16 protein-coding genes are annotated in these 17,415 nt (G+C 55.2%); all 16 read right to left on the bottom strand.

Annotation, left to right across the window (positions count from 1 at the left end; translation table 11 throughout):
* Positions 1-30: 30 nt before the first annotated feature.
* The 16 genes from VJR90_05705 to VJR90_05780 all read right to left on the bottom strand — a co-directional run bounded on the left by VJR90_05705 (position 31) and on the right by VJR90_05780 (position 17,402).
* On the bottom strand, positions 31-249 hold the full coding sequence (locus VJR90_05705) for a hypothetical protein (protein HKV96967.1): 219 nt from the start codon (positions 247-249) through the stop codon (positions 31-33).
* 119 nt (positions 250-368) lie between these two features.
* Positions 369-692, bottom strand: a complete 324-nt coding sequence (locus VJR90_05710) for a type II toxin-antitoxin system RelE/ParE family toxin (protein HKV96968.1) — start codon at positions 690-692, stop codon at positions 369-371.
* On the bottom strand, positions 677-877 hold the full coding sequence (locus VJR90_05715; protein HKV96969.1) for a hypothetical protein: 201 nt from the start codon (positions 875-877) through the stop codon (positions 677-679). The genes VJR90_05710 and VJR90_05715 overlap by 16 nt, the downstream gene beginning before the upstream one ends.
* 316 nt (positions 878-1,193) lie before the next feature.
* Positions 1,194-1,511: a hypothetical protein gene (locus VJR90_05720; protein HKV96970.1), complete on the bottom strand. Its 318-nt coding sequence runs from the start codon at positions 1,509-1,511 to the stop codon at positions 1,194-1,196.
* Positions 1,512-2,030: 519 nt separating this feature from the next.
* Positions 2,031-3,011: an RHS repeat-associated core domain-containing protein gene (locus VJR90_05725; protein ID HKV96971.1), complete on the bottom strand. Its 981-nt coding sequence runs from the start codon at positions 3,009-3,011 to the stop codon at positions 2,031-2,033.
* A gap of 44 nt (positions 3,012-3,055) precedes the next feature.
* Positions 3,056-3,580 carry a hypothetical protein gene (locus VJR90_05730; protein HKV96972.1) on the bottom strand — a complete coding sequence of 175 codons (525 nt, stop codon included), beginning with the start codon at positions 3,578-3,580 and terminating at the stop codon, positions 3,056-3,058.
* Positions 3,577-5,073: an RHS repeat-associated core domain-containing protein gene (locus VJR90_05735; GenBank protein ID HKV96973.1), complete on the bottom strand. Its 1,497-nt coding sequence runs from the start codon at positions 5,071-5,073 to the stop codon at positions 3,577-3,579. The genes VJR90_05730 and VJR90_05735 overlap by 4 nt, the downstream gene beginning before the upstream one ends.
* Before the next feature lie 82 nt (positions 5,074-5,155).
* The gene (locus tag VJR90_05740) at positions 5,156-7,639 is read right to left on the bottom strand and encodes a hypothetical protein (GenBank protein ID HKV96974.1); all 2,484 of its coding nucleotides are present in this window, start codon (positions 7,637-7,639) and stop codon (positions 5,156-5,158) included.
* Positions 7,636-8,382: a hypothetical protein gene (locus tag VJR90_05745; GenBank protein HKV96975.1), complete on the bottom strand. Its 747-nt coding sequence runs from the start codon at positions 8,380-8,382 to the stop codon at positions 7,636-7,638. The genes VJR90_05740 and VJR90_05745 overlap by 4 nt, the downstream gene beginning before the upstream one ends.
* The gene (locus tag VJR90_05750; GenBank protein HKV96976.1) at positions 8,379-8,873 is read right to left on the bottom strand and encodes a hypothetical protein; all 495 of its coding nucleotides are present in this window, start codon (positions 8,871-8,873) and stop codon (positions 8,379-8,381) included. Before VJR90_05750 ends, VJR90_05745 begins: the two co-directional genes overlap by 4 nt.
* Positions 8,870-9,607, bottom strand: a complete 738-nt coding sequence (locus tag VJR90_05755; protein ID HKV96977.1) for a hypothetical protein — start codon at positions 9,605-9,607, stop codon at positions 8,870-8,872. Before VJR90_05755 ends, VJR90_05750 begins: the two co-directional genes overlap by 4 nt.
* A 3-nt stretch (positions 9,608-9,610) precedes the next feature.
* Positions 9,611-12,127 carry an Ig-like domain-containing protein gene (locus VJR90_05760; GenBank protein ID HKV96978.1) on the bottom strand — a complete coding sequence of 839 codons (2,517 nt, stop codon included), beginning with the start codon at positions 12,125-12,127 and terminating at the stop codon, positions 9,611-9,613.
* Between the two features lie 302 nt (positions 12,128-12,429).
* Positions 12,430-13,767 (bottom strand): phosphoglucosamine mutase, encoded by a 1,338-nt coding sequence (gene glmM / locus VJR90_05765; GenBank protein HKV96979.1) that lies wholly within the window; start codon positions 13,765-13,767, stop codon positions 12,430-12,432.
* Positions 13,768-13,781: 14 nt separating this feature from the next.
* Complete coding sequence (folP, locus tag VJR90_05770; protein ID HKV96980.1) at positions 13,782-14,582, bottom strand: dihydropteroate synthase; 801 nt, start codon at positions 14,580-14,582, stop codon at positions 13,782-13,784.
* A 239-nt stretch (positions 14,583-14,821) separates the two neighbouring features.
* Complete coding sequence (ftsH, locus tag VJR90_05775; GenBank protein HKV96981.1) at positions 14,822-16,777, bottom strand: ATP-dependent zinc metalloprotease FtsH; 1,956 nt, start codon at positions 16,775-16,777, stop codon at positions 14,822-14,824.
* A 52-nt stretch (positions 16,778-16,829) separates the two neighbouring features.
* The gene (locus VJR90_05780; GenBank protein HKV96982.1) at positions 16,830-17,402 is read right to left on the bottom strand and encodes an SAM-dependent methyltransferase; all 573 of its coding nucleotides are present in this window, start codon (positions 17,400-17,402) and stop codon (positions 16,830-16,832) included.
* Between the last annotated feature and the right edge of the window lie 13 nt (positions 17,403-17,415).

Genomic DNA, 17,415 nt, shown 5'->3' on the forward strand with positions numbered 1-17,415 from the left:
TCGGGTGGGTTAAACGTCGGGGGCACTTACCTAGGGTAAATTTACCGGGGAACCCCGCATGGCATTTGGTACTGATTGCAGGAAATAAGCCAGCAACTCGCCGTTGGCGTTGTACGCATAGCTGTTACTGCCAAAGGTCAGCAGCCGATCCTGGTTGTCGTAGGTCGCAATCATCGCCGCGTTCACGCTCACACGGTTGTCATTCTGGTCAAAACTGCAACTCGCTATCGGATCGGGCTTCTTGGTCACGCGTCGAGGCGGCCATCCTGATCGTAGCCGTCGGTCACCAGACTTTAGCCGACCACCGTCATCTGCATCCTCCGCCCTACGACATCGTGACAGCAGCTTATTTCCGCAGGAGTCATAGTCTATTCTGTGTTTGGCGCTCCGCTGAAGCGATTACTAAGCGTTTCCAATAAACGTCGCCCATGAATCACGGCAAGGATATGCAGCCTGTCGCCTTGTATCTCGTAGATAAGACGGTAACTGTAAAGAAATCGTTCGCGCACGTGCTCATCGTTCAGTTCTGGCACCACGCGTCCAAGCTTTGGTTGCTCGACAACCGCTTCGGCAATCGTGAAGAATTCTTGGGTTACCCGGCGGGCATGGTAGGAGGAATCGCGACTGATGTATTCGGCAATGGCAGAAACATCGTTAAGCGCTTCGTTCGACCAAATCAGTCTTGCAGCCATTTTCGTAACCGCTCCTTGGCCTCTTCGTGGGTGTGGCTGTGCCCCGCCACAATGTCTGCCTGACCCCGCTTGATTTTCTCCAGCACGTACACATGATATTGAATATCCTCCAACGTGCTGTTTTCCGGCAGATGGCCCAGGAGCTTTTCTACTTCCTGCTTGGGTGTAAGTACAGTCGCGCTCATAACGGAATCCCTGGAAATACTATGGTGTGATTGTAAGCCCTCCGCCATGATTTCTTCTATCGTGGCGGCGCCAGTTACTGGCAGTGATTAAGGCCAAATCGGCTAAGGCTGCGTGACTGGTAACCGCGAAGCCACCACGGTGTCCACGGCCGCGCATCACCCAACCGCCATACGTGACCCCCATGGTCGCCATAGCGTGGAGCGGCTTGCTGCATTGCGCGGGGATACGCGACCTACGGGCATTAACCAGGATTTCCATGGCGTACGGGTCCGATACAAAATAGATCTTTGGCGATTCATCTGGCAACATCCAAGTCTATATATGTGATGCAGAATCAACTCTCAGTGACCCGAACGGTTGAAACCCCGGATTGCTGTCCGAGGTGACATTGCCCCAAGCATCGTAGGTAATCTGCTCTGCGACGGCGCCGGTCGAAGCGTTCACGATCAACACCGGACTCCCGGCTTGATCGGCAACAACGCGATACTCCACTCCACCCTTCATGATGTAATCCGGCACGTTCGGGCGGGTACCGTACACAAATTGCTCGACGACGTTGCCGGAGCCGTCAAATTCCGCCACTGGTTCCAATTGGCCATCGCATAGGAGCCACTTGGTAAACGTATCGATCACGTCTTACGCTTGCTTATTAAACTGCGGGCACTTTGACCGTAGCTCTGCTACCATTTGATCAAAGTCTTCAAATAATCCACTAATTAACAGTCGTTTGTTACCACGTGTATGTATGATCAGTTGATTGTCTCGGTCCGAATGCCCTTTTGTCGTAATTGTGCTGATATCACGAAACTCAATCCGGTGCTCTCTGAGTCCAATATATGTTATGGATTCCTTATTTATTATTACGCGAGCTTTCCGTATGTAAATTGCCGCCACCATTGCCACCACGAAAGCGGGGCACAAAGCAACCTCGACGGGCAGAAGGTTATCCCGCCTTGGCAGGAACAAAATCACGATAATAAGCACAGCGCAAATTAGAGAGAAAATATACAGAAACCAGTACCACGGTGGCGGATATCTATAGGTGCTGAAACCATGCGCTTCCTTGTGATGAAACAAGCCCCCCAAAATCAATAACACAGTGATACCAACTGCAGCACCGATATATGCTATACCGACGTTCGCACCGGTCATCTATGGTCTCTGTGAGGAACTGTTTGCGGCTGCCGGGATCTTCCCTACCGCTGGCAAGCCTTGGCTTACCCCAAAATTGATGTTTTCCGCTTCACGATAGAAAAATCCCGCCTGATCCTGCGCGGCTTGCTTTATTGATACCCCTGCGCCCAAGCCAGCAACTTCGCTGAATCCGCTCAGTAACCCCGCCGCCAGTACCTCTCTACCGTTCACACAGCCATAATTTGACTGCTCCCGGAGTGCTTCAATACCCGCAGTCGCAAGCCCACGCCCAGCAATGCCAGCTCCCTCGACAAGCAGGGAACCACCGAATGTGAGGCCAGCGAGCGCACCCGTTGCCGCACCGGCGCCAAAGTCTCTGTCTAGAGCCCAACCACGATCACCGTTTAAATAGCCACTTGCGAGCTCCAACCCACCTCCTATAAGTCCGCCGACAACTGCCAATACGGGTCCACGACCATTAGCGTCGAAATCGTTGATTGGATCATCGAGCACGTATCCGTAGAGGTTACTGTCTCCACCCGCAAACAGAATCGGATCGCGGCTGATCCACCTCCCCGTCTGCGGGTCATAATCCCGCGTTCCAAAATGCACGAACCCGGTATCACGATCATACAACCCGCCCGCAAACCCAAATGGCTGAAATCCCGGATTTGAGTCGGACGTGACATTGCCCCAAGCGTCGTAACTGATCTGCTCGGCGACGGCGCCGGTCGAGGCATTCACAATCAGCACCGGACTGCCGACCTGGTCGCTAATCACCCGATATTCCGCCCCGCCCTTCATGATGTAATCCGGCACGTTCGGGCGAGTGCCGTACACGAACTGCTCGACAATGTTGCCGGAGCCATCCAGCATCGCAACGGGCTCAAGCTGCCCGTCGTACAGGAAACCCTGGACCAACGTGCCGTTCACTTCCTTGCCCACCAAACGGTTCTGACCATTATAGTTGGCGTGAATGTTCTTACTCTCCGCCGCCACATCCGTGACGACCCCCCAAGTCCCCGTAGATTCAGCCTGCGTGCCTAACCATCGAAGGACTGAAGATAATACTTAGTATCCTGTAGTAATTCGCGCTGGTGGATGTCCAACGAGAGACGACGACGTGTTACGCGCACGTTGTTGAAATCAATTTTTACAATATACGCTTCCGCAGCATCGCCCACCCAGAAAATGAGTGCCAATTGCTGATTTCCATTGTCCGTAACAAGCATGCCGCGATCCAGGTCGGCAAGGTCGCAAAAGACTGATCGTGGGACAAATATGTTTTTCCCGTTAACCGATATGGTAACGTTATCCACCACGCTACAAGGCACCCTACTATTTGTGCAACTTGTAAATTTAGTCGCCGTGGTGTCTATGTGACTCGGGGTTCCATTCTGAATTTCATGTGTTTTAATTGTTACAACTACATTGACATTTTTAATAGTGGTACTAATGATTGTATTACCTTTAGGAAGTATTTTAACTGCGTCTAGGAAATTCTGTGCTTGCGCTGTTAGCGCAACGAAAAGACAAGCACCCCCTAGCGAAACCAGAGTACGCCTCATGGCACCACCTGCAATATATCATCGGGTGGACTGTTACGCATGCTTGCCACCAGCTTACGCAGCCGACGATCGGATACGATGCAGCCGTTAGATGAAGTTTTACCTGTATCGTTACGCTTGGGCCCATGCCAGAAGAAGCCGCTCCGCCCATGCATTTCATTCCCAGAAAACGGTGTGAGCGGCAAGGCATATTGCAATACATGACCTTCATTGGTCACAACAGTCTCTGGCGCTCCAATATAGTAGAGGCCCACAGGAATAGGACCAATATTCGGCAAATCTGCCATATTCGGATTGTTAAGCCCCGCCCCATTTCCAGAATATGCAGAGCCAACGGAGTACCGTTCGCCATTCTCATCACTGACATAGGTAACGATGCCAGTGGATTGGGAATATTCCCAGTGCAATCCCATCTGATCGTCAAGGTCTACAGGATCGTTTACAACATAGGCATAAAGATTCGGACCCGCTCCGGCAAACAAAATCGGATCCTTGCTGATCCAGCGTCCCGTCTGCGGATCGTAATCCCTCGCCCCGAAGTGCACGAGGCCAGTACCTAAATCGTATAGTCCTCCCGCAAACCCGAACGGCTGAAACCCGGGGTTCGAGTCTGAGGAGATGTTGCCCCAAGCATCGTAGGTGACCTGCTCGGCGACGGCGCCGGTCGAGGCGTTCACAATCAGCACCGGACTGCCGACCTGGTCGCTAATCACCCGATACTCGACGCCAGCCTTGATGATGTAATCCGGCACGTTCGGCCGGGTGCCATACACAAACTGCTCGACGATGTTGCCGCTGCCATCGAGTTCCGCCACCGGTTCCAATTGACCATCGTACAAGAACCCTTCGGTAAGCGTGCCGTTCACTTCCTTGCCCACCCTGCGGTTCTGGCCATCGTAAAGATAGGTAACGGCTGTTCCGCTTGGCAGCTTCACGGCCTGCAGGTTCCCCAGCACATCCCAGGTGTAGCTCGCCGTGCCGCCGGGATTGGTTTTGGTCAGCAGCTCGCCGTTGGCATTATAGGTATAGCTGTTGCTGCCAAAGGTCAGTAGCCGGTCCTGATCGTCGTAGGTCGCAATCATCGCGGCATTCACGCTCACGCGGTTGCCGTTCTGGTCATACCCATACGAGGCCACCGGAAGGCCGTTCTCGGTCACGGCATTGAGGCGGCCGTCCCCATCATAGCCGTAGAGCCAGGTGGCCGTGGTTCCGTTCACAGTCTCCGTCTTTTGCGTGATCCGGCCGAGGTTGTCGCGCGTATAGCCCACACTGTAGAGGTTCGTGGCGCCATCAGTCACAGTGTCGGTCAGCGGTTCACCAAAGCCGTCGTAGGTCACCGCGCTGGTGACACCGCCGAGCGTGCTGCCGGTAATCAAGCCATCGCCGGGATCGCGCGTGAGGGTTTCGTCACCGGCGCCGGTGAGCAGACCGTCATTGTCAAAGTCATAACCTCTCGCCGGCAGACCAAACAATCGAAATCGAACAGCCAGCAAATTAGTCGCCTTTGTTAGCCCTCGTTTCAATCACATCGGTACAGTGCACGGGACGCCCGCTACGGCCATTGGCCAGAAATTATTACTGTCGCGGACTACCCAGGACATCCTTCATGTCCACTGCCACAGATGCGCCGAAGTAATTTTGAAGTCCCGGGAGCGTAACATCCGGCTTACGCTGGAACTTGTCGGTAATGGCTCCATCAGGCCCGCGCGTCAAAGAGTGTTCGTAAACTATGAATTTGTAGATGAACGTGATCGGCCTATCCGGGTCCATCAACTCGTAAATTATCGGGATATATATATTCTGATTGGAAGCAGCGATATCCCAGTATGTCAAGTAAGTAGTTTTCGGCGGGGTGGGCACCGAAGCATCGAGTGATGTAATTAGAGAGCCGTTTAGATCGTATACGTTTAACACCGCATTACCGTCATATAGGTTCAGTAGATACATCCTGTCCTGTGTCAGAGCACAATATGCACCATAAATTGGATCGGTAGGAAACGCCGCAAGTTTATTTCCATCCAAATCGGTAAGCAGGCTAACCGAGTCAGAAGAAACGCCAAAACCATTCAAGCACATGCGCGAATCGGTGACACTGGCCTTGTAAATGTACCATAAAGGCAAATTCGTGATAGAAGATTTAAAATTCCCGGCATGATCGTATAAATTTACAATTCCCGACGAATAATTATATTTTTGATTTGCAAATACATACACATGCTCCGTGTTGACAGCAATCGCATTGAGATACAAAGGGATGCTTTCGCCTTTGCAATCCGAAGCTGCAAACTGTTCGCCGTTCCGCATCGCCAAGTAATAGCAATCGTAATTCGTATTGTATGGAGCTATATTTTCAATCGTATAATCCACTCCGTCATAGACCGCCAGACTCTCTGGAAGCACCAACGTACCCAGGTGAACACTGCTTGAATGGATTTTATAGGCAGCATCGAAACTTTCTACTACGGATGCACAGTTGTAATACCACGTACACCAGCTCGACATGCTAGCTGCAAGGTATACATACTGATCGCCAGCTTTAATTAATTTACCCGCGATACCTTCTTCCGAACCAATTTTTCCCTGGAACACCAGGATGTATTCACCGGATGTGGCAGGCGCCGGATCCGTCGGTGCGGGAAACTGGATGGGGTACCCATCGGCGGGATCGCTGCCGGCCGCGGCGATACTCACGTTCGACCAGCTCGCATCGGGTACCGGATAGCGATTACCGTCAGCATCGTCGTAATATAAGGTAAGCGTCCCGTTCGACATCGGGAAGCTGCTCTTGTTGATAACGAGATAACCTCCCTCAGTATTCGGATCCGGCTGCACGTCAAGCCTGCCGCGAAAGAAATAATTAACGAGTCCGGTACCGTAGCCAATTATCTGCGGGAAAAGAAGCTTCTCGCCTTCCTGATAGTTAACGTCATTGAGAACATACAGCGGATGACTGCCAAAATTCGTCAGGTCGGCATTGAAAAGCGAATCCGTGGATGCTTTTTGATTAACCACTGGCGTGTGGGAATACAAGTCATATCCCGTAGTGGAATAAAATTTCATCTTGCACGAATCTGGTTGGCCGCAGACTTTGGCAATGCTGGAAGGCATTGGCCTGTTCATTTCCTGAAATACTTGAGATACAGGCTCCTCGGTAGAGCCCCCATCCAGGATAGGCAACGGGTAAATGGCATTCAGGCCATTAATCGTACCCAAGGTTCCAGCGCTGAAAAAATTACGATTGGTATATTCGGCTATACCCTGCCCATCTCCTGTTGCCCAGAAAGCACGCGCGTTGTCAAAACTCGGTACATAATTCGCATTGGTTTCAAGATATTGGCGATACGCATACTGCTCATATCGGCTGGGATGATAAAGCCCGACTGGCCAGCATTTCCACGAGTCACAGTGCATGTCATTTCGCACATGCTGAGGTTGCGCCATATCCTCCAGTAAGTGCAGAGCGTGACCAATGGACAAGAAAAGATCGCCGAAATTCTGCTCCCTGCCGGGTCTATCGGGCATCGTCAGAGCGTTATAGAAATACTGTTCTGCATTTTTCAGAGAATAGATTTGCTGCTCATCGCCAAACCCGAGCATGGAACATGGACCAGTGGCGATTCCCGTGGCCCAATCCGGATTATCAACGCTCGCAACATGATTGACGAAGAGATATTCAAAGTTAAGAGGATGCACATGATTGAGGATGGGATCGTAAAAATGGCAGAACGACCGGTATCCTTCGTCCTCAAGTGCGGCGCCGGCGGCTATTAGATCTTGGATATCTAATGGAGTTCTTGCGAGAAACGTAGGGCCGGCAGGTCCCAAATCTATTGATTTTCCAGCTTGGTTATTAGGAAATAGCTGTGTTTTATCTGAGTAGCCCTTTAGTCCAAGGTCATCAAGTACATTAGAATTTGGGCCATGTAAAGCTACCGTAAGGACGGAATTTTGGGCAGAGTTGTTTGATAGTCGTTGGTGCGTGCCAGGTTCATAAGCCATACAAAAAGAAATCCAAATCAGGAACCAAGAACCAAAAATAATTAGCGCGACACATTTCATTTAATTAGCCCTTCCAAAAATGCTTTGGGTGAACCACATTTGGGCGCGACCTTCAGATACCACTGATCGTTATAAATAAAGTCTCCAGTAATGCCGCCAATAGGATATCCAACGGCCTGACTAATCGCCTCCCTTTCCAACTCGAGAACACGCAGCATATTTGGGATTTTCTTCCAATTGCATTGAGTGGGCATATTTGTGATAAAAATGCCCATATCAATATTGATTCCGTCGTAATCCATCACAACGCTTTGTGCACTTCTATTCTGATAATCCATTTTCTGAAACTTCTTCAACTTCATCTGACGATCCGCCCAAGTAGACCCTGTCCTCACAACATTGGCGGTGCTGACACCATTGTCGAATCTCCCGGAGTGATAACCGAACTTGAAAACATACATCTCAGGATCACCCTCGTTCATGAAGCCATTGCAGGCTGGCATGATTGGCCCCCAACTGGGCAGGTGAAATCGTCCTTCCTTGTCCGTTACGGCCTCCTCCACGTTGGCAGCACCGCAGGGCAAGCTGTCACCGGTGAGACTTCCCGGCCTAAGTTGCCAATAGGCCACTACAACTGCGCCCTGGATGGGTTTGCCGGTATTCGCATCTACTACTTGGGAATCAATGGGCGCGGCGCTGAGCGGGATCTTGCCAAACGCGCAACCACTCCCAGCGCCCATACAAATAAATAGAACCAAGATTAGAATAAATGCGTGATTACTGTGATGTTTGCTGTAAGTCATACCGTAATTTCCAATTGGAGTTTCTCATTAGCATCATTCAATGAATACGACTGGCCGGCCACCGGCAGGAGCGAATCTGCCAAGGCCCAGTTAGGTGCACTGTAGAGAACTGGAACAGCTTTGATGTTCAGCGGATCGTAATGCCCAGGAACCGGATCATAGAAATGAAACAATGACCGGGGGAATTCATCTTCAAGTGCAGCACCTGATTTTATCAAATCCAAGATAGTGTCTGATACCGGAGCGGTATAGAGTTTCCCATCAGGGCCTAATAAGATAGATTGGTCACGTTGAGGGTTAGGGAACACCTGAGTTGGTTCTGAGAATTCCTTAAGATCTAAATCACCAAGAATTCCGTCTTTGGTACCAAGAATAGATTGCCGCACAGCCTGCTCTGACAATCTCTGGTGGGTGCCGGGTTCATATGCAAAACTCGGAAGCACTGCGAGCGCCAAACTAATAATAGAAATTATTAAAAGTGGATTCTTCATTTTTCTAATCCTTCGATAAACGCACGTGGTGATCCGCACTCGGGTGCCATTTTCTGCATGAATTGATCCTGATCCCTTCTAGTTAAATCAATATCAATCGAATCAATGTTATGGTTCCCGGCCTTATTAAATAATGTTCTCTGCGCAATGATGGCTCTCAACATGTTTGGAATTTTGCGCCAATTGCACTCCGCGGGCATATTCACGATGAAGTTTGCTAGATCACCATTCAAGAGGGAGAAGTCGTTTTCATAACTACCGACTGCATGACTATTGAGATCCATATTTTGGTACTGCTGTAATTTGATCGTCTCCCCATTCCAATCTACCTGCGCCACCGATACCGGCTTGGTGAAGTCGAGCCCGACACCGCCTGCCTTGCGAATATGCACATAACCGGGCTTGAAAAAATACACCAGCGGATTGCCGTTGCGCATACGCCCACAGGCTCCCTTCACCGGTCCCCAACCCGGAATGCGGAACGAGCCATCCTTGTCTGTGACAGCTTCCGCCACATTTACCGCTCCACAGGGCATGCCATCACCGGTGATGCTGCCCTGATACAGTTCCCAATAGGCCACGACCGCCACTCCCTGAATTGGTTTGTCGGTATCGGCATCTACCACCCGCGCATACACGGGATCGGCAGAATACGTCCGCTGCGGCTGCTGACAACCAAACGAGGCCATGGCAGGCAGGGCAACCAACAGCAATGCAACAGTATTAAGTTTCATGGGTTACATTGAATCCAGGCGCCACACGCCATTTTGATCTTTGATGAAGTAGATGAAGAACAGATTGCCGCCTACAGGCAAGGGCCTGACGACGGCATATTCACTTGTGGATGCAGAAATCGAAGACCGGAGCAGCGGTGAAAAGGTACTCACAATCTGCTGCATGTGCGGCAACAGCACATCGAACGCTGTCCCATAATTCTGCTGCGCGGTGTAATCCAGTGCGTTCATGGCCGCCGGCTTGCTGCCACTGACCAGCGCGGTGGTCATGTCGCCCCAGATGCCCTGAAACAGAGCGTCCAACTGCTCTGGATCCTCCACGACTACACTAAGTTGCGCCTGGTATTCAACGTAATTGGCATCGGTCAGGATCAGCGTGACCACGTAGATGCCGGGGGTTGAATACGTGTAGCTCAAAGTCGCGGCGGGATCGGAGACGTCGACGAAGTTACCTAATCCGGAATAGTCAATGTGAAGGCTTTGTATGGCAGTCTGACTCAGAAATTGGTACTCAAAAGTCATCGCGAGCGGAGCGATACCAACTGCGATCGGAGTGGCGTTCAGAATCAAAGAGCTTGAGCCAGCACTGCTTACATTTAGCGTCTGTGTCACCGTAAGCCCACCGGACGTTGTGGCAGTGACGGTGAGCGTATTGACGCCTGGCACAAGCGAGAGATTGTTTGCAACCCATTGACTTCCACTCAGTACTGCCGGCACGCCGTTCACCGTGATGCCCGTGTTGGCAGGGCCCTGAACTGTGCCGAAAACATTCATCACATCACCAGGAATATTTGCACCTGCAGCAGGGGCGGTGATTGCGAGTCGCAGCGGCACGTCGCTGCCGTGCATGTAGAACGGCGCGGTGACATTGCCGGCCGAATCCGTGAGTGTGATGGCAAACTCGTCGCTCGCTTTGCCGGGAACGGAGATTGAGTAAGAACCGTCGCTGTTGACGGTACCCGTAGCAGTCTGCCCGGTGCGAATGTTGGTGACGCTGACACTTGCCGCGTCCGCCGCCACACCTCCCGCCTCCCCTACCAATGTGACACTACCGGCTGGGCCAGGCGCGAAGCCGATAAAAGCGCCACCAGGCAAGGGTGGCGGCACAGTGTCAATGGTGAAAGTGACGGACGCCGGCTTGGACTGATTGCCAGCATAATCGGCCACTGTCGTGGACAACGTGTAAGTTCCGTCCTGTAAAACAGAAGCCACACTACATTGAGCATCTGTGTCGCTGGCCAGACAATTGATTGGGAGCGGTGCGCCATCGCTCGTCACCTTCAGGGTAGTGGAATCCACACCCGAACCTGTGTCGATCCAAGCGACCACAAATGTGGGCTTACTGCGGTTGGTGAAAGTCAAATCCTTGGGCGCTGTGAAGGTTATTGTTGGCGGGAGCGTATCCACGTAGAGCGCCACGTGGCGTACGCCGTGATCTCCAAACCAGATTCCTTGCCAGCCGACCCCGCGTTCGCGGTCGCAGCGGGCCGAGTGGCCTCCTGAACTGTGTTCGGTTGGTCGTAATCCGGACGGACAGTCTGGAGTGCTCCCGGTGAAGCTCCTGACGTCAATGGTCTGCTTCAGAGTGCTGTCGGTGGCGTACTGTTCTAGGTAGCGGGCGTCGGCTACCCAGGTAGTATGGTTCAATGGATCGGAGACGAGATCCACTATGCGACCGCGATGATCAATGTCGCCATCATGATCGGGATCGCTGGCAAACGGCGTGAGCGTAAAAGCCAGATTGCCGCTTTCGTCTATGTAGCTCAGCGTGGAATCGCCCGCGGCCCACAAGCCGCCCTGCCCGTCCGGGGCAATATGGTCATTGATATCGCCGGATTCCCGGGCCGTGAATACCTGATTGCCGCCGGCATCGTAACGGCTGACAGTATGTCCAGAAACCACCCAGACTTGATCAAGTGCTGCGTCGTAAGCCAAGGCTTGCGGATCGCGTTCCAGCGGCACTGTAAACAAGGTGGTTCCAACCTTGTCCAGCACCATGAGCTGACGGCGTTCACCAACCCACAAATGCGAGCGCGTCGGATCAAGGGCCATACCCTCGATTTGGCGATGCAAATCAAGTGTGGCTTTGATTTCGCCATTGAGATCCAGCCGATAAAGCCGCGCCTGCATCCCGATCCAGAGATTGCCGGCCTGGCCGTCTACCACCATGCCATCAGGAGCGTCCCCGAGGAATTCACGGGGCAGCTGCTTGTTCAGAAGCTGCTGGCCTTGGGAGTCGAACACCCAGAGATGCGAGTGACTGTATAACCAGACGCGATTGTTTTGCGGATTGACCGCGAGCGCCTGAATCAGCGGCAATCCCGCCAGCTCCAGCTCCGGCGTGCCGTTGGCCGGCGAAACCTTGAATACCCGCTGAGCGGAATTGACCCATAGCACCCGGGCGTCATGAACGGCTGAACCGGTAAGAATAATCGAGACAGGAATGACCAAAAGACAGGCTGCAGCCAGACGCCGCATCCAGAAAGACACCCCAAGCATAAAGCCTCCTTGCTGCTTCACCCGCCATCCTTGGGCGATTGCCAGAGAGCTATTCTTTATGTGCTGAACATATCAAATCCCGGTACAAAGTCCCCAAACACCACCCCTGACCCAGTGCCAAAAAGGCGTGGACGATTCAGATGTACTTGCCGGGTTTCACACCAATTGGTTAGGCACTCTTTGCATTAAGGTATAGCACAGATTTAAGAAAGCAGAGAAATATTGATGCAGCTGATTATCTTATGTCTCACGCAGCAGCAGATTGCACACAGTCGGCTGTTCTCAAGGCTTTGCGCGCTTCAACGCATATAGCGTGTCCGAGGTCAGCGGGTCGCGGCTGCCCGCACCGCTGCGGCGATGCTTTCGGCGAAAGCGTGAAGGCTGGCGGCTTCTTCCCCCTCGATCATGATGCGGATGACGGGCTCGGTGCCCGAGGCTCTGAGCAATACCCGTCCGCGACCATTCAGTTGCCGCTCGACATCCGCGACGCTTGAGCGGATGGATGGATGTGCAAGGTCTACGCGCGCACCGGTGCGTACGTTCACCAGCGTCTGCGGGTATTTGCGGATTCGAGAAGGCAGGCGAGCAAAGTCATAATCCAGCGGGTGCAAGGCTTCGAGCACCTGCAAGGCGGCAATGACGCCGTCGCCGGTGGTGGTGCGATCGAGGCAGATGATGTGACCGGAGTTTTCTCCGCCCAATATCCCGCCCTGCTCTTCGAGCAAAGCTAGAACGTAGCGATCGCCCACCTGGGCGCGCAGAAACTCAACGCCTGCGTCACGCAATGCCTGCTCCAAACCGAGGTTGCTCATCTGCGTGCCTACGACCGGGCCACGCAGCGCCTTGTGCTGCTTGCGCGTGAGCGCGATGACGAACAGCAATTCGTCTCCGTCCACCAACTGACCACGGTTGTCCACCATCAGCACGCGATCGCCGTCACCATCGAAGGCGATACCCAGGTGCGCGCCGGTCTCCAGAACCTTCGTCCGCAAGGCTTCCGGATGCATGGAGCCGCAATCCTTGTTGATATTCAAGCCGTCCGGTTGCGTGCCGATGCTGGTCACCTGCGCACCCAGTGCCGCAAAAACCTCGGGTGCCACTCGGTACGTGGCGCCATTCGCACAATCAAGCACCAGGCGCAGGCCTGCAAGTGTCAGCTCGGGAGCCACGCTGGACTTGCAGAACTCGATGTAACGCGCCGCCGCATCCTGCATGCGGCGCACGCCGCCGAGCAACGCGGAATCCACAGTCGCGAAAGGCCGCTCCAGCTCGGCTTCGATGCGCAACTCGACCTCGTCGGCGAGCTTGCGGCCGTCGGCGGAAAAGAACTTGATGCCGTTGTCCTCGAAGGGATTGTGCGAGGCACTGATAACTACGCCTGCCTGTGCATGCGTTTCGCGCGTAAGGTAGGCAATCGCCGGTGTGGGCATCGGACCCAGCAATTGCACGTTCACGCCCGCGGCCGACAGCCCGGCCTCGAGCGCCGATTCGAACATGTAACCCGAGATGCGCGTGTCCTTGCCGATCAGCACCGTGCCACCGCCGTGCGGCGCCAGCACCCGGCCCGCTGCCCAGCCAAGACGCAGCACGAAGTCCGCGCTCATCTGCGGGCTGCCCACTTTGCCGCGGATACCGTCCGTGCCGAAATACTTGCGCGTCATGCGTCCTCCCCGTCTCACGCGGGAAAATTGTAGCATCCGCCGCTGCGCACTGCGGCGGCCACTTTGAGTGCTTCGACGGTCGGCTTCACATCGTGGGCGCGAACGATGCTGGCGCCGTTCAGCACCGCAATCACCGCGGCCGCGACGCTGCCGTACACGCGCTCTCTCGCCGGCACGCCACCCAAGAGCTTGCCAATAGATGATTTCCGTGACAGTCCCACGACCACAGGCAAGTCCGGATCCGCCAGCGCATGCAAGCCGCGCAACATTTCAAGATTATGTTCCAGGGTTTTGCCGAAACCGAAGCCCGGGTCAACCAGCAGGCGCTCACGTGCAATTCCGGCAGCTTCGCAGGTATGGACGCGTTCGCTCAGGAATTGCCCGACCTCGGCCACCACGTTCCGGTAATGCGGATTGTGCTGCATGCTGCGCGGCTCGCCCTGCATGTGCATCAGCACGATAGGCACACCCAACTGTGCCGCTGTATCCAGCGCACCCGGCTGGCGCAATGCATACACGTCGTTGATCATGCCGGCACCCGCCGCCACAGCGGCGCGCATCACCTCCGGCTTGCTGGTGTCTATGGAAACCGGAATATCAATTTCGCGCCGCAGGCGCTCAATGAGCGGAACGACGCGATCCATTTCCTCCTGCGCGCTGACCGCCTCCGCACCTGGGCGCGTGGACTCCCCGCCAATATCAATGATGGCCGCGCCATCGCGAGCCATCTGCTCCGCATGATGCAGAGCCGTGTCGAAATCCATAAATACGCCGCCGTCGGAAAATGAATCCGGTGTACGGTTGAGTACGCCCATGACCTGGGATTGCGCCAGGTCCAAGTTGTGCTTGCCGAGTTTCAGTTGCACAAATTCAACCTCAATCGCAGAAATGTCAGGGACCCGACATGCAATATCACACTGAGCGCGCAGGTTGAGGGAGCGAGACAACTCCCGGCTGCGACATATCCGCCGGATTCCAGCGCGTGGCTACAGAATGACACATAAAGAAAAAGCCGGCGCATAGCGCCGGCTTTTCCATTCTGTGTGCTTGCGTCTCAGTGCTGTTCGGCGTGGCTGCTGCTTTTGGCCGCGGCCGCTGCGGGCGTAGCTGCGGGCGGCGTCACGGGCGCAGCGGCACCCGACGGCTGCGGCTGACCGCCGCGGTCGCTGTCGTCCCAGCCATCGGGCGGGCGCGGCTGCTTGCCGGCCATGATGTCGTCAATCTGAGCCGCATCTATGGTCTCGTACTTTATGAGCGCTTCGGCCATGAGGTGCAGCGTGGGCAGATTCTCCTGCAAAAGCTGCTTGGTACGCTGGTAGTTGCGGTCAATCAGGCTGCGCACTTCCACGTCAATCACGCGTTGCGTATCGCCGGAAATCTGCTTGTGGCGGGTGACCGAATGGCCGAGGAACACCTCGCCCTCCTCTTCTTCGTAGGACAGCGGTCCGAGTTTGTCCGACAGACCCCACTTGGTAACCATGTTGCGCGCGATCTGGGTGGCACGCTCGATGTCGTTGGCGGCGCCGGTGGTCACGCAGTCCGCGCCGAAAATTATTTCCTCGGCCACGCGCCCGCCGAACAGGCTCGACAACTGGCTCTCCAGCCGCCGCTTGCTGTAGCTGTAGCGGTCGTCCTCGGGCAGGAACATGGTGATGCCGAGCGCGCGCCCGCGCGGAATGATGCTCACCTTGTAAACCGGATCGTGATCCGGCACCAGGCGGCCGACAATCGCGTGGCCTGATTCGTGGAACGCCGTGAGCTTCTTCTCGTCTTCACTCATGACCATGGAACGGCGCTCGGCGCCCATCATGATCTTGTCCTTGGCCTTTTCGAATTCCCCCATGCTGACACTGCGCTTGTTGCTGCGTGCCGCGAACAGCGCAGCCTCGTTCACCAGGTTGGCGAGATCCGCACCGGAGAAGCCGGGCGTGCCGCGCGCGATGATCGAGGGCCGCACGTCATCCGCAATCGGCACCTTGCGCATGTGTACCTTGAGAATCTGTTCGCGTCCGCGCACGTCCGGCAGCGGCACCACCACCTGGCGGTCGAACCGGCCGGGGCGCAACAGCGCGGGATCGAGCACGTCCGGACGGTTGGTGGCCGCGATCACTATTACGCCTTCGCTGCCCTCGAAGCCGTCCATTTCCACCAGCAACTGGTTGAGCGTCTGTTCGCGCTCATCGTGGCCGCCGCCGAGACCCGCGCCGCGGTGCCGGCCCACGGCGTCAATCTCGTCAATGAAAATGATGCAGGGTGCGTGTTTCTTCGCCTGCTCGAACATGTCGCGCACACGCGAAGCACCCACGCCCACGAACATCTCGACGAAGTCGGAACCGGAAATCGAAAAGAACGGCACCTTGGCCTCGCCGGCGATGGCCTTGGCGAGCAGCGTCTTGCCGGTACCGGGCGCTCCGACCATGAGCACGCCGCGCGGGATGCGCCCGCCCAGTTTCTGGAACTTGCCGGGGTCGCGCAGGAATTCCACCAGCTCGGCCACTTCCTCCTTGGCTTCCTCGACGCCGGCGACGTCACTGAAAGTGACCTTGACCTGATCCTCACCCAGCATGCGCGCGCGGCTCTTGCCGAAGGCCATGGCACCGCGGCCACCCGCACCGCCGGACATCTGGCGCATGAAGTACACCCACACGAGCACCAGCAGGATGATCGGACCGAAGGAGAACAGCAGTTGCAGCAGCCACGAGGTCTGCTCGGGCGGCTTGGCTTCAATTTTGACGTTGGCGTTGTTCTTGCGCAGCGTATCCACCAGCGGCGTGAAGTCGGTGGTCAGCGGGCTGTAGGTACTGAATTTTTCGCCGGAGGACAAGGTGCCGTTGATATTGCGGCCGTCAAAAGTGACGCTGCCGACGTTGCCCTGCTGCACATCGGAGAGGAACGTCGAATAGGCAATGGCCTGGGGCTTGCTGCCGCCGGAAGTGAAGCTGTTGAATACAGCGATCACTACCACGCCAATCAGCACCCAGATGAGCAGGGTTTTGAGAAAATCGTTCAAAATCCGTTCCTCGCACGCGCCGCCACGCCGACGCTCATCTCAATTCTAGCATTTAGACCACGCCGGACTTCGGGCGTTGCGCCAGCAGGTAAAGCTCGCGGCTGCGGGCCCGGGAGGCGCCGGGTTTGCGCGTCGCCACAGCCTCAAAATCACGGCGCAGCGCCTGCAAAAATCCCGCAAATCCGGCTCCCTGAAACACCTTGACCAGCAGCGCGCCGCGCGCTGCCAGCAATGGGCGGGCGAATTCCAGCGCCTGCTCCGCGAGCTGCATGGCCCGCACCTGGTCAACGTCGTTCTCTCCGGTGATATTGGGCGCTAAATCGGATAAAACAAGGTCCACCCTGCGCTCCGCCAAGCGCTCGTGCAGCTTGGCGAGCACCGCAGCGTCGGTGAAATCCCCCTGCAGGAACTCGACCCCGGCAAGCGGCGCCATCGGCAGGATGTCCAGGGCCAGCAGCAAGCCGCGGCCCGCCATCACACCCGCTGCATACTGGCTCCAGCCGCCGGGAGCCGCACCCAGATCCACGATGGTCATGCCGGGTTTGATGAGGTGATCGCGGCGCTGGATTTCCTCCAGCTTGAAGGCCGCACGCGAACGCCATCCCTGCGCTTGCGCGCGCTTCACGTAGGCATCGGAA

The organism is Gammaproteobacteria bacterium (assembly GCA_035279405.1).
Taxonomy (GTDB): Bacteria; Pseudomonadota; Gammaproteobacteria; order Natronospirales; family REEB76; genus REEB76.